A 13,606-nucleotide genomic window follows, 5' to 3' on the forward strand; every position below is an offset into this window, starting at 1 on the left:
TAACTATGAATATTGGTGACAAAGTGCGCATGTTGCGGGCGAAGGAACAGGGGGTCGTTACGCGCTTCCTGCCCGGCAATCAGGTAGAAATTGAAATAGAAGACGGTTTCCGGATTCCGGTTTTGCGGTCGGAGATCGTGGTGGTGTCGGCTCTGGAATCAACGCGGTTTCAGTCCGCTCCCGGTATTGAAGCCCAAAAATCGGCGAAACCCGAAATCATCAGTAGTGCAGGCATTTACCTGGCTTTTGTTCCACAAAACGGCCCCGGTAACCTGAAAATAGTCGTTGCCTATCTGGTGAACAATACCGACTGGGATCTGCCTTTTTCCATCGGTGAAGAACGCGAAAACCGCTATTCGGGGCTCTATGCGGAAGTACTGAAAGCGCGCTCCTTTTTTAAACTGGGCCAGCCGTATGCGCTGGCCACCTTCGAAAACTGGCCGACTTTTTTGATTCAGGCTCTTTGGCACCGGCGCGGTGCCGCTTCGTTGCGCGAACCGTTGATCCGGCGACTCAAGTGCCGGACGCAGTCGTTTCAGGCCAGCAGCGGCCCGATTCCGGTGTTGAACCAGACTGGTCATGTTTTTCAACTCGATGTGGAAGATGTGGAGGAGGAAAAACCGGTTGCGAAGGAAGCCGCCAAACCGCTGGATGCCACAGCCCTGCGCGAAAGTTTGATGGGAAATACCGGAAAAAAAGAACTGTCGGCCAAAGAACCGGCTAAGTTGGTACGGCCGTCGTCGATCATCGACCTGCACATTGATAAACTGCTGCCCAATGGATTCGGGAGCCGAACCAATGCCGAGTTGCTGGAAGTTCAGCTTCAGGAGTTCGAGAAAAACCTGGAAAAAGCGATTGCCAGCGGCATGGACGACATTACGTTTATTCACGGGGTTGGCAATGGTGTTCTGCGAAACGAACTCCACCGGCGGCTGGGCAAATACCCCGGCGTTGCCTATTTTGAAGATGCTCAGAAGGAAAAATTTGGCTACGGTGCGACCAAGGTTAAGATTAAATAAAATAATTTTTACTACATTGACCCGATTCCTGAGTCTACTGCTGGTTTTTCTGGCAGTACAGGCTTGCAAACACACCGCTACGACAAATCCGAAGCCGCCGAAAGCCGCCTATTCGGTAACCAAAATGGAGGTACAGAACGACAAGTTTTTATCGACTGTAAATATTCCTGTATCCATTGCGCTGACCGACGTCGAGCGGCAGATCAACAGTCAGGTAAACGGCCTGGTGTATGAAGACAACAGCCTGACCGACAACGACGACGATCAGTTTATGACCAAAGTCTGGAAGCGGGCTCCCATCCAGGTGACGGCGCAGGACAGCCTCTTTTTCTTTCAGGTTCCGCTGAAAATCTGGGCCAAAGCCGGCATGTCCGTACTGGGTTTTACAAAATACCAGGAGACGGAATTCGAACTAAACCTCAAATTTGCCACCCGGTTTTCCATCGACAAAAACTGGACGGCCAGCACCCAAACCACCGCTCAGGGCTACGACTGGGTAAAAAAACCGGCCTTAAAAATTGCGGGGATTGACGTTCCGGTCACCAGCATCGTGGGACGGCTCATCGACAAAAATCTGGGTAAGATCACCAAAGCACTCGATGAACAAATTCATAAGCAAATCGATCTGCGAACGCCGGTGCTGACGGCCTGGAACACCATCCGACAGCCCTACCTGGTTTCCGAAAAATACCGCACCTGGTTGCTGGTCGTTCCCAAACGCATTCTGATCACGCCTTTTCGGTTTGAAAAAGGAGCCATTCGGTCGACAATTGGCATCGAAGGGTATACCTTGACCCAGACCGGAGCCAGACCCGACGTCCGCCCGGCAGTTACTATTCCGGAATTAATCGTCTCAAAAGAAATCCCCGATCAATTTCGCATCGGTTTGCTCAGCGAAGCGACCTACGCCGAAGCAGCGAAGGTGGTTTCGGACGAATTTGTAGGGCAGTCCTACGAATTTCGCGACGGACGTTACAAGATTACAATTCGGGGGATCGATTTATACGGACAGAATAACAATCTGATCATCAAGGCCACGCTGGAAGGCAGCATCAACGGTGCTATTTATCTGCGGGGACAGCCTTTTTATGACCAGAAGACCCGGACGATCTCGTTGCGGGACCTGCATTATGACCTGGATACAAAAAATATCCTGTATAAAACGGCGAGTTGGTTATTACAGGGTAGCTTTGCACGCACGTTGGAAAAACAACTGACGATTCCGGTCGGCAGTCAAATTGATGAAGCCAGAAAGTCGCTTCAGGCCCGATTAACGAACAATCAAATCACAAAGGGAGTTATTATCAACGGGAAGCTCGAACAAGTATCGCCGGATCAGGTTTACTTGACACAGGAGTCGATGCTGGCGGTCGTATATGCGTCCGGTCGAATCAATTTGAAGGTCGAAGGATTATAGTTAAACCCGGATTGATGCATCTTTTTTGGCAATAGGCTCGAAAAATTTGCAGTTTTTCGATACCAGGTTTTTAAAGAACCTAAGTATTTATAGATTTGCGGTAATCACGGAATGGCAACCAACGCGAGGTAAATTGTCTTATCGCTCCGGAACGGTTTACCGAACCGGGGAGGAAAGTCCGGACAGCACAGAGTACCATACTTCCTAACGGGAAGGCAGGTGGCAGAAGGCGCTCGCGCTGACGGCCGTTTGACAGAAAGTGCCACAGAAAACGAACCGCCGGCGCTGCGTTTAGTTTCTAAACGAATCGACGGTAAGGGTGAAAAGGTGGGGTAAGAGCCCACCGCCCGGCTGGTGACAGCCGGGGCAGGGTAAACCTTATGGGCTGAAAGATCAAATAGGCATCAGAATGGGGGCGACTCGTTCCCGTAGTTTCGACCCCGGTCGGAATGATGCTGATGCGGGTAGATCGATAGAGTTTCGGAGTGATCCGGAATCGAGATAAATGATAAGAACCCGAGCAGGGTTGTTTCGGCAATCTGATCGGAGACAGAATCCGGCTTATAGATTTACTTCGCGGAAAGTTGCCGAATAATGAAAAAGAGTAGTTTTTAAACGGTCCGCCGTAGCGCCGGCTTGCCGAGCGATTGTTCTACGTTAAAGGCTTATGAATTAAACCTGAGTTCTCATGAAGAAAATTTCCATTTTCGCTTCTCTGACGCTTCTGTTACTGACGCAGGCTGTCGGGTATGCCCAAACTGACACCACCACCCGTTCCTCGGCCGGAACATCGAACCGTAATCGCTCCTACGAAGGCGACTACAAAATGAATACCTGGTCAGTGACCGTCACACCTGCGCTCACCCGTTTCTTTGGCGACCTGGACAATTACGGTTTTTACAAAGGATTCCCGCAAAAAGGGCCCAACACCAAAACCACCGGTGCGCTTGGCGTGTCGATCAACAAACAGCTTAGCCATCTTTTTGGGGCCTCTGCCGATTTCCACATCGGCTCGCTGCGGGGTTCGAAACAGTCACTCTACAATGCCTCGTTCCGTTCAAACTTCCTACAGGGAACACTGAACGCCAACGTCAACATGAAATCACTCCTGTTTGGAACCCGCAAGCTGAAACGCTGGAAATGGGATCTGCACGCCGGAGCCGGTTTGATGTGGTTCGACACCCGGGTGTATGACCTGACCACGGGCGAAATGATCCGGTATAGCAACGACCGGCGCGACTACAGTTCGGTTACCCAGGGAAAATGGGAAAGTGACGGTTCCGTTTATACCCGTGAGTTCGTTTTCCCGCTGGGGTCGGCTCTGCATTATGAACTGACGTCGCGGCTGGACATTGGCCTGGATGCAACGTTGTATATGGTCAATACCGAGAAACTGGATATGACCGTTGGAGGAGTTGATAACTCGAAAGCCGGTAACGTATACGGCTGGAGACGGGGTGACTCCGGTTTGGACAAATGGGCTGGTCTGGGCCTGTCACTGACCTACAAGATTGGGAAAGATGCGGTTCGGGTTGGAAAAGATGGTGTTTATGACCCTGCCAAAGGCCGTTATCACCTGCGTTGGGCCGATCCGAAAGATCTGCTGAAAGAGCCTTACAACCCAACGATGAACGACGCGGATTCGATTGCCAAGGCCAACATGCCAAAACCGGTCGATCCCCGTTTGTATACGGATACGGATAACGACGGTGTTGCCGACCTGTTTGACAAAGAACCCGCTACGCCAGCCGGTAGCATTGTATCTGGTGCCGGGGTTGCCATGAACCTGGACAGCATCATCAGCTCGATTCTGCGCGGTAAATTCGCCCCGGAATGCGAAGCCTTGTTTAGTAACATCGAATTCGATACCGATAAAGCCACGATTCGGCCGGCTTCGCAGGACATCATGAAGAAGGTGGTTGAACTGTTGAACCTGAAAACCAACTGCGGTATCATCCTCGTTGGACACGCCGATTACCGGGCTTCTTACGGTTACAACATTCAACTGTCCAAGCGCCGGGTGGATGCCGCCAAGCGGTATTTGACCCGTGCCGGTTTAACCGACCCGAGCCGGGTGACGGTCGAATACTACGGTGAGTACCGACCGATTGCGCCAAACACATCCGGGGATAATCTCCAGCGAAACCGTCGGGTCGAAATCAAGATTGTTCCGATGAACATGCTCCGGTCTCCGTACCAGTCTGGTCAACGGTTCGACTCAAGAGAGCCGAGATAACAATTGACAACCCTGTATGCAGAACCCCGGCGTTCGTCGGGGTTTTGTTGTTTATAGCGGTTTGAGTTTTGCCCCCAACCCCCTGAAGGGGGCTCACACATTCGGAATTTTTTAGCCCCCTTCAGGGGGTTGGGGGCAAATTGACGTTTACCAGAAAAAATCCTGATCGCTTCCCTTCATTATTCAGCGATTTCAAGAAAAATCAGTACCTTTGCACCCTAATTCTACTGAAGGACGGCCTCACTTTTGTGAGCCAACCGTATCCCTCAGAAAACAAACCAATAAAATGGCAGTTAAAATCCGTTTATCGCGTCGGGGACGCAAAAAACTGGCTATCTACGACATCGTTATAGCCGATGCCAGAGCACCACGTGATGGTAGCTTTATTGAAAAAATCGGTTCGTACAACCCGAACACCGACCCTGCAACCGTGGTCCTGAAAAGTGACCGGGCTGTAGATTGGCTGATGAAAGGGGCACAACCAACCGACACGGCTCGTTCAATATTGTCGCACGAAGGCGTGATGTTGAAAAAACACCTGCAAGTAGGTGTGATCAAAGGCGCCATCTCGCAAGAACAGGCTGATGCGAAGTTCGAAGACTGGAAAGAAGGTAAAGAAGGCCGGAAACAGGGCAGTGCCGACACCAAATCCCAACTGAAAGCCGATGCCAAAAAGGCGCGTCTGGAAGCTGAGAAAAAAGTGAACGAAGCGCGTGCGCTGGCTATTGCCAAGAAAAACGTGGTTGAAGAACCCGTTGTTGAGGCACCGGAAGTGGTTGAAGAAGCCGAAGTGGAAGCACCCGTTGCGGAAGCAGCCGTTGAAGCACCTGCCGCTGAACCCGTAGCCGCTCCGGTAGAAGCACCTGTTGCCGAAACCGCTCCGGTTGCTGAAGAACCAGCCGCTGAAGCCGCACCGGTTGTTGAAGCCCCTGCTGCTGAGGCTCCCGCCGAAGCACCGGTTGCTGAAGCACCAGCCGCCGACGAAAAACCCGCTGATGAGGGTGAAGCAAAGGCTTAGTATTTCGTAAGAAATTGAGTTAACAACTGATGGAAGTCTGTTTCTTGAAATGGAATTCTGTCAGTTGTTGTTTTATATAGACCTATCCCGAATCATCGGCGGGATGCAAAATGTTGTAAGTCGTGACCAAAGACGATTGTTTTCAATTAGGAAAAATAACGAAAACGCACGGCGTGCGGGGCGAACTGGTGTTCTTTCTCGATGTCGATATGCCGGAACTCTATGCCGAAATGGACTCGGTTCTGATCGAAGTGAAAGGGGATCTGGTTCCGTATTTTATCGAGTCGATTTCGGTGAACCGCAACCGGGGCATTGTGGCACTGGAAGGCGTGGAGACGATTGAGGAAGCGCAGAAGCTGGTGAACTGTGACTTGTTTTTACCCCTCGATAACCTGGACGAACTGGACGAAGGGCAGTTTTATTTCCACGAAATTGTCGGGTTTCTGGTTCGGGACGAAAAACTGGGCGATCTCGGAACGGTTCGTACCGTGTATAATGTGGCGCCCCAGAATTTGATTTCGATGGATTACCAGGGCAAGGAAGTCCTGATTCCGGTGAATGACGAACTGACCCCCTCGGCGGATAAAGTACACAAAATCCTGCACGTTCGACTGCCGGATGGCCTGGTCGATATTTACCTGGAAGAACCATCCGCTAAAATCGGGAAGAGAACAGAGGCCGACGACGAAGAGGAATCACTCGATGAGGATTGATATTTTAACCTGCCTGCCCCGGTTGCTGGACAGTTTCTTTGCGCATTCCATTTTGCAACGCGCCCAGCAGGGCGGTTTTGTGGAAGTGGTTGTTCACGACCTGCGCGATTATACGCTCGACAAACACCGGCGGGTCGATGACTATGCGTTTGGGGGTGGAGCCGGCATGGTGATGTCCATCGAACCCATTGCCCGCTGCATCCGTGCCCTGCAAACCGAACGTTCCTACGACGAAGTAATTTATGTCACGCCCGACGGTGAGCGGTTTGAACAACGAACAGCCAACCGGCTTTCGTTAGCCCGAAACCTGATCATTTTGTGCGGTCATTACAAAGGCGTCGATGAGCGGGTTCGGGAACTGTTTATTACCAAAGAAATCAGCGTGGGGGACTATGTGCTGTCGGGGGGCGAACTCCCCGCTGCGGTTATTTCCGATGCCATCATCCGCTTGTTGCCCGGCGTTCTGAATGATGAAACTTCAGCCCTGACGGATTCTTTTCAGGATGATTTGCTGGCTCCTCCCGTTTATACCCGCCCGGCCGAATTTGAAGGGCATAGCGTGCCCGACGTGCTGCTCTCAGGCCACGAAGCGAAGATCAACGAATGGCGGTTTGAAAAAGCCCTGGAGCGCACCAAACAGCGTCGCCCGGATTTGCTTTCCTGAAACCGGGCGACACCCGTCGACTCACTGCGACGGCGGATTGTTTTCCTGGGCTTCTTTTTCCTTTCGCCGTTGTTCCCGCCGTTCCTTGCGCAATTGCCGGCGCGATTTCGGAATCGAATCGGTTTGAACGGCAGCTCCCTTGGCGGGTTCCTGCTCGGGCGTGACCACTTCAGGCTCCGCCCGGTCGCGTCCTAAAACCCGGCGGAAGAAATCATTGATGCCATTGGTCGTTTCGTCCGTTTCTTCTTCCGGCATCATGAGCGAGTCGATCTCGATGGAGTCGACCGGTGCCACTTCCTGCCGCAACCCTTCCCGCAGTCGCACGCCATAGAATCCATACGCCGTTGTGTCATAGGGCGTCAATCCCCGCGAAGCCATGATCCGCCCAATCAGCCTGAAATAGCCCCGCAAATACGTTTTGACGGACCCATCCGGATAAAACCGGCTTAGGGTCGCTTTCGGTGAAGGAACGACATACGATAAAAGAATGCTTTCTCCAATGTCGAGATTGGACGGGCTTTTGGCAAAATAATACCGCGATGCTTCCCCGATTCCGTAGATGTTTCGACCCCACTCGATGAAGTTGAGATAAATCTCATACATCCGTTCTTTACTGATAATGCGCTGGTTTTCAATGAGCCACACGATCAGAATTTCTTCGGCTTTCCGGGAAAGCGTTTTATTTCGATTCAAAAACGCATTCTTCACAAACTGCATCGAAATGGTACTGGCCCCGCGTTTGAACTTTTTGGCTTTGAAGTTGGTCGCCAGCGACACTCGAAACGCCTTTTCGTTAAAGCCATTGTGGGTAAAAAAGTTGTAATCCTCCGCCGTCAGAATGGCGTTGCGCAGGTTGGGCGAAATGGCGTTGAGGGGCGTAAAATCCGGGTTGGCAGGGCCAACGATGAACTTGCGCACCAGCTTGTCTTTTTCGTAGACCTCGTGTTCAAACGGTTTGTTGACCCGACTGAAATCTTCCTTCCCAAATTGCAGAATCTTGAATTGATCCGGGGTGAGGCTGGAGTTGAACTGCACCGAATCGGGGAGAGAGCTGTCGAGGTGCAGCACCGCATCATATTTCAGTTTACCGGCAACCTTCATGCCTTCCAGCGATTCAAAAAGACCCTGCGGAAAGGCATCGAACAGATCCTGCGCGTCAAGCGGATCGGTGTGGATCTGAACGTCGTAGATTTTGACGGGCGAAACCGTGTATTTGATGAACGGCCGGGCTTTGGCTTTTCCGAGATAAATGGTAGAGGAACTGTCGATGCCGATGTAATTCTCCCCAAAAAACAGATTGGCGTCCATCGCGGCCCGTTCCACCACCACGTCGCCCAGCGCCACAGCCGGGTGATTGATGCGCAGATTCCGGACGGCTCCGGCACCTTCAATCTTGAACTCACCGCCGGAACTGGCCACATCGCGGAGTTCGGCCCGCAGCGTATCGGCTTGTAGCTTCAACTTGAAGCGTTGTTCCAGGTACGGTAATTCGAGCGGTTTTCCATCGGCGTAGAGGGCCACGCTGGCTTCCTGATCGGAAGCGGCCACGGTGCCCATCAGGTGCCAGACCGACTCGTTGCCGTTGATCCGAATGGTCGATGTCAGTTCTTCGTCGTCAATGGTGGCCGTTTCCGTCAGAAAGCTAAGTTGACGGTCATCGTCGGTCAGCCGGAGTTCCAGATTCTGAATGTCCATGTTGTCCGGAATCTTGGCCAGCAGGTTATCGACCAGGTTTTCGGCCACGTCCGCCAGATCGACCCGGCGCGTACTGGTTTCTTTGTCGCTGACTGAAGCGGTGGAATCTTTCTTTTGCGATTTGAGCAGGAAGTCGATGTTGGAGGTGCTATCCCGCCGGACGATATGGGCGAGGCCATTTTGTAGCGTGAGGGATGAAACCGCTACCCGGCCGAACAAAAGCGGCCAGATGCTGACCCCAACTTCCGTTTTGCCGACCCGCAGCAGACTGTCGCGCGATGCCGGAACGACGGTAACATTGGAAAAGGCTACAGTTGACAGGCCCGTAAATTGAGCTTTGCCAATGGTTACGGTCAGGTTATAGTCCCGCTTCGCTTTCCGGATGCCTCTGGCCAGCCCTTCTTTCAGCAGCGCTTCCCGTTTGGTGTAGATAATACCGGCTCCAATGGCTCCCAGAACAACAAATCCCAGCAGCACCCAGCCTGAAATAATCAGTATACGTTTTTTATTGACTTGCATTGTAAGCTAGTAAAGTGGTCCGAAAAGGCATTCCGGCACTTTCATGGTGTGGTGCGAAGTTACGGCTATTTATCAAAATCCAGGTGGCAATTCCACCAACCGGTATCGAAGCGGGTGTTAAATTGCTTGTAAAACTGAATGGCGGGCTCGTTCCAGTCAAGCACCTGCCACATCATGCCCGTACAATCCGTTTTGCGGCCTTCTGCAATGGTGGCATCGAACAAAGCCTTGCCCAATCCCCGGCCCCGAAAGCTTTCGTTGACAATAATATCTTCCAGATACAACCGTTTGCCTTTCCAGGTCGAATACCGGTAATAATACAACGACATGGCCACAATCTTGTTTTCGATTTCGGCCACCAGCACCCCGAAAAGCGGGTTGTCGCCAAAACCGTCTTTCAACATCTGTTCAGGCGTGTTGGTCACTTCATGCGGTGCTTTTTCGTACAGGGCCAGTTCCTGAACCAGTTCAAACAACTGCGGAACATCGGCAGGGGTACCTTTGCGGATGGTCATTCGGGGAAACGAAATTATGTTTTAAGTGAGTTAGTTCTAGCTTTCAAAATTCGTTATTCAATATTCATTATTCGATATTTTTTATCAACGTTTAAATATCGAATAATGAATATTGAATAACGAATTTTGAACAGACAATAACGAACACCGAATATCGAAATATAAAACCAATCATCGGTTTTCGAGGTATTTTTCCCATTTCTCCAGCACCGACCGGAAATCATCCGGTAGTTCGGACTCGAACTGGAGCCACTCGCGGGTTCGGGGGTGTTCGAAACCGAGCGATTTGGCGTGGAGGGCCTGCCGGGGCATCAGGGCAAAACAGTTCTGAACAAATGATTTGTAGGAACCGTTGGCATTTCCGCGCAGAATACGGTCACCGCCATAGGTGGCATCGCTGAAAAGCGGATGGCCCAGATACTGCATGTGCGCCCGGATCTGGTGGGTTCGCCCGGTTTCGAGCTTGCATTCCACCAGCGAAACGTAATGCAGCGGTTTTAGAACTTTATAATGGGTAACGGCACGTTTGCCCTGACTGCCGTCGGGAAAAACCGCCTGCACTTTCCGGTCGCGGAGACTCCGGCCAATGTTCCCGTCGATGGTGCCTTCGCTTTCTTTCAGTTCGCCCCAGGCCAGGGCATTGTAGGTTCGTTCGATGGTATGCTCAAAAAACTGCCGGCCGAGGTGGGTCATGGCGTATTCGGTTTTGGCAATGACCATCAAACCCGAGGTGTCCTTGTCGATCCGGTGTACCAGACCGGGGCGGATGCTGCCGTTGCGCGAAGTGGGCAGGTTCTGGAAATGATACACGAGGGCGTTCACCAGCGTGCCGGTCCAGTTGCTATACGCCGGATGCACCACCATGCCGGCCGGTTTGTTCAGCACCAGCACTTCATCGTCTTCGTAAACGATGTTCAGCGGAATGTTTTCCGGCAGAATATCCGTATCGCGGGGCGGATGGGGCAACGAAACCGTGATGACATCCTGCGGTTTGATTTTATAACTCGCCTTGATGGCATTGCCGTTCACCTTCACCGCTTCCGTATCAATTCCGTTCTGAATTTTGGTTCGGGTCGCGTTCGGCAATCGTTCGGTCAAAAACCGGTCGATTCGCACCAGATTCTGGCCGGGGTCGACCACGATGCGGAAATGTTCGTAAAGTTCGTCTTCATCCGGGTCAGCAAGCACCGGTTCTTCATCCTGCTGGGCCATGGTCTCAGGTTGTAACATCTTACAAAAGTACCAAGAATCAGACGTTTTAGCGAACGGTCACTGGTTTTTGTTAAAATATCGCGTGACCTTGTTACTTTTGTGTCGTCGTAAGGAAAACGGCGTGTTGCAACCTGATACAAATGAAAACGTATATCCCACCCCGCATGTGGCCTTTACGGGCTACCTGTCTGAAAATTGCCCTCATTCTGCCCTTCGCACTGACGACCCTTTCCAGTTGCGAACCCGATGCCGTCGTCGTCCCGGAAATCGAGTATGGCGGTATTTTTACCGTGCAGGAAGCCGATCCGAAGGAAAGTTATTTGTTGACACTGCGTAAAAATCCGGAAAAAGCGAAAACTTTTACCATCGAAAATCTGGCCAATCTGGTCAAAGAACCGCTTCAGGCGACGGTAACAAACAACAAACTGGTGATTTTAGACCAGGCTTTTACCAACTATTTAGGCGACAAGTATACCGTCTCCGGCGAGGGGGAACTCATCGACGAAACCCTGGTTCTTCGCTATTCCATCAATGGACATAACGGGTATGCCGGATCGGTTTTCGCGAAAAAACAGGGCGACGGGAAATAAACGGACGTGAACGACTTGTCGGCGGTTTCTGATTTTTCCCGACTGCAATTTCTGCCAAACCCTTTTCCGGAAGCGGTGCCCATTCAGCTATATCTGAAGCGGGATGATGAGTTACATCCGGCGGTGTCGGGCAACAAATGGCGCAAGCTCAAATATAACCTTGCCGAAGCGCGTCGGTTGGGTCACCAAACGCTATTAACCTACGGCGGGGCCTATTCCAACCACATTTATGCCGTTGCGGCCGCCGGTCGCGAATACGGTTTTTCGACCATTGGCGTCATCCGGGGGGAAGACCACCGGGAGCGCGACACCCCAACGCTGGCCTTCGCCCGTTCGCAGGGAATGTTGCTTCATTTCGTCACCCGGCAGCAGTTCCGGAACCTGAGCGATGCGGTTTTTCAGCACGATCTTCGGCAACGCTTCGGTACCTGCTACGACCTGCCGGAAGGCGGCACCAACGTGTTGGCCGTGCGCGGAACGGCGGAAATTATTCCGGAAGTTTTGCAGCAAATCGATTCTTTACCAGACTACGTCTGTTGCCCGGTTGGCACGGGTGGAACGCTGGCGGGTCTGGAACAATCGGCCCCGAACGGCTTGAAGGTGTTGGGCTTCTCGGCTCTGAAAGGCTTCATTCCTGACCTGAACCAGCCCGGAAACGTGCAAATTGACTATCATTTTGGCGGTTATGCCAAAACCACCTCCGAATTGCTGACCTTCATTCGCCGTTTTGAACAGAAAACCGGCGTGCGAATCGAGCAGGTATATACCGGAAAAATGCTGTACGGTATTTACGATCTGGCCCGAAAAAACTACTTTTTACCAGACAGTAAAGTCATCGCGATTCACACCGGCGGTTTGCAGGGGAGAAGTGACAAGCTGGATGAATAAAACTGACTTTCCAGCGTAGTCGTGCGAGTTTTGGGACGAAAACGAAGACCAGTAAAATCACCAGCCAGTCCACTTTTAAAGAAAATCAATCAACTCAGAATAGACAGATGGAATATCGGAAATTGGGCGAGTCGGATGTAACGGTTTCGGCCATTGCTTTTGGCGCCTGGGCGGTTGGCGGCTGGATGTGGGGCGGAACGGAACGCAAGGAAGCCGTCGGAGCCATTCAGGCAGCGTATGATCTGGGCGTTACGTCCATCGACACGGCCCCGGTTTATGGCCAGGGAACGAGCGAAGAAATTGTTGGGGAAGCCATCAAAGACATTCCCCGCGATCGGGTTCAGATTCTGACCAAGTACGGGATGCGGTGGGATCTGGCGAAAGGAACACTGGCTTTTCATACGAAAAACAACGACGGAACGCCGATCGATGTATACAAATACGCGGCTAAGGAAAGCATCATCAAAGAATGTGAAGACAGTCTGAAACGACTCGAAACGGATTACATCGACCTGTACCAGATTCACTGGCCGGATGTTACCACCCCGATTTCGGAAACGATGGAAGCGGTAAGCCGACTGATCGAGCAGGGGAAAATCCGGCAGGCCGGTGTTTCCAACTACAGTGTCGAGCAGATGAAGGAGGCCGAACAAACGCTGAAACTGGCTTCTAATCAGGTTTCGTATAGCATGGTCAAGCGCGAAATTGAAGCCGACCTGGTACCGTATTGCCTCGAAAACCGGAAGTCGATTCTGGCTTACAGTCCGCTGGAACGCGGTTTGCTGGCGGGCAAAATCAAACCGGGACACCAGTTTGCCGAAGGAGATCACCGGGTCAATTACAAGGCTTATAAAGATGGGAACATCGACCGGGTGTGGCCCTTCCTGGATAAAATCATTCCCCTGGCCGAACAGAAGCAGGTAAGCCTGAGTCAGTTGGTGATTCGCTGGACGATTGACCGACCCGGCATTACCGTCGCTCTCGTGGGTGCCCGGAATGCCGAACAGGCGGTTCAAAACGCCAAAGCCATCGACGTCCGGCTGACGGCGGAAGAGACGGCTTTTATCAACGAGCAACTGGAAGCGGTCGTGTTGGTGTAACCCTGTCAGCGGTCGAAGAC

At 52.0% G+C, this 13,606-nt stretch carries 12 protein-coding genes and 1 other RNA gene; 10 read left to right on the forward strand and 3 right to left on the reverse strand.

Features of this window, described 5'->3' with window-relative positions; genetic code table 11:
• Positions 1 to 5: 5 nt before the first annotated feature.
• The 7 genes from DUE52_RS04855 (at position 6) to trmD (ending at position 7,067) form a co-directional block, all read left to right on the forward strand.
• The gene (locus DUE52_RS04855; RefSeq protein WP_114404835.1) at positions 6 to 1,019 is read left to right on the forward strand and encodes a Smr/MutS family protein; all 1,014 of its coding nucleotides are present in this window, start codon (positions 6 to 8) and stop codon (positions 1,017 to 1,019) included.
• A 16-nt stretch (positions 1,020 to 1,035) separates the two neighbouring features.
• Positions 1,036 to 2,436: a DUF4403 family protein gene (locus DUE52_RS04860; RefSeq protein WP_310587776.1), complete on the forward strand. Its 1,401-nt coding sequence runs from the start codon at positions 1,036 to 1,038 to the stop codon at positions 2,434 to 2,436.
• A gap of 125 nt (positions 2,437 to 2,561) precedes the next feature.
• Positions 2,562 to 3,016, forward strand: an RNA gene (rnpB, locus tag DUE52_RS04865) — RNase P RNA component class A.
• 108 nt (positions 3,017 to 3,124) lie between these two features.
• Positions 3,125 to 4,672, forward strand: a complete 1,548-nt coding sequence (locus DUE52_RS04870; RefSeq protein WP_229312067.1) for an OmpA family protein — start codon at positions 3,125 to 3,127, stop codon at positions 4,670 to 4,672.
• 286 nt (positions 4,673 to 4,958) lie between these two features.
• Entirely contained in the window at positions 4,959 to 5,690 is a 732-nt protein-coding gene (locus tag DUE52_RS04875) for a 30S ribosomal protein S16 (protein ID WP_114404837.1), read from the forward strand.
• Between the two features lie 122 nt (positions 5,691 to 5,812).
• On the forward strand, positions 5,813 to 6,403 hold the full coding sequence (rimM, locus tag DUE52_RS04880; RefSeq protein WP_114404838.1) for a ribosome maturation factor RimM: 591 nt from the start codon (positions 5,813 to 5,815) through the stop codon (positions 6,401 to 6,403).
• Positions 6,393 to 7,067 carry a tRNA (guanosine(37)-N1)-methyltransferase TrmD gene (gene trmD, locus DUE52_RS04885; RefSeq protein WP_114404839.1) on the forward strand — a complete coding sequence of 225 codons (675 nt, stop codon included), beginning with the start codon at positions 6,393 to 6,395 and terminating at the stop codon, positions 7,065 to 7,067. The genes rimM and trmD overlap by 11 nt, the downstream gene beginning before the upstream one ends.
• Positions 7,068 to 7,088: 21 nt before the next feature.
• Here trmD and DUE52_RS04890 read toward each other — a convergent pair whose 3' ends face one another.
• The 3 genes from DUE52_RS04890 to DUE52_RS04900 all read right to left on the reverse strand — a co-directional run bounded on the left by DUE52_RS04890 (position 7,089) and on the right by DUE52_RS04900 (position 11,026).
• On the reverse strand, positions 7,089 to 9,281 hold the full coding sequence (locus DUE52_RS04890; protein ID WP_114404840.1) for a transglycosylase domain-containing protein: 2,193 nt from the start codon (positions 9,279 to 9,281) through the stop codon (positions 7,089 to 7,091).
• Between the two features lie 65 nt (positions 9,282 to 9,346).
• A complete protein-coding gene (locus tag DUE52_RS04895; RefSeq protein WP_114404841.1) occupies positions 9,347 to 9,796 on the reverse strand; it encodes a GNAT family N-acetyltransferase in 450 nt (149 codons plus the stop codon).
• Positions 9,797 to 9,967: 171 nt separating this feature from the next.
• Positions 9,968 to 11,026: an RluA family pseudouridine synthase gene (locus tag DUE52_RS04900; protein ID WP_374755890.1), complete on the reverse strand. Its 1,059-nt coding sequence runs from the start codon at positions 11,024 to 11,026 to the stop codon at positions 9,968 to 9,970.
• A gap of 122 nt (positions 11,027 to 11,148) precedes the next feature.
• Here DUE52_RS04900 and DUE52_RS04905 point away from each other — a divergent pair, with 122 nt between their 5' ends.
• The 3 genes from DUE52_RS04905 (at position 11,149) to DUE52_RS04915 (ending at position 13,586) form a co-directional block, all read left to right on the forward strand.
• A complete protein-coding gene (locus DUE52_RS04905; protein WP_114404842.1) occupies positions 11,149 to 11,598 on the forward strand; it encodes a hypothetical protein in 450 nt (149 codons plus the stop codon).
• A gap of 6 nt (positions 11,599 to 11,604) precedes the next feature.
• A complete protein-coding gene (locus DUE52_RS04910; RefSeq protein WP_114404843.1) occupies positions 11,605 to 12,486 on the forward strand; it encodes a 1-aminocyclopropane-1-carboxylate deaminase/D-cysteine desulfhydrase in 882 nt (293 codons plus the stop codon).
• A gap of 107 nt (positions 12,487 to 12,593) precedes the next feature.
• Entirely contained in the window at positions 12,594 to 13,586 is a 993-nt protein-coding gene (locus DUE52_RS04915) for an aldo/keto reductase (RefSeq protein ID WP_114404844.1), read from the forward strand.
• Positions 13,587 to 13,606 lie beyond the last annotated feature (20 nt).

Source organism: Larkinella punicea, assembly GCF_003334855.1.
GTDB classification, from domain to species: Bacteria; Bacteroidota; Bacteroidia; order Cytophagales; family Spirosomataceae; genus Larkinella; species Larkinella punicea.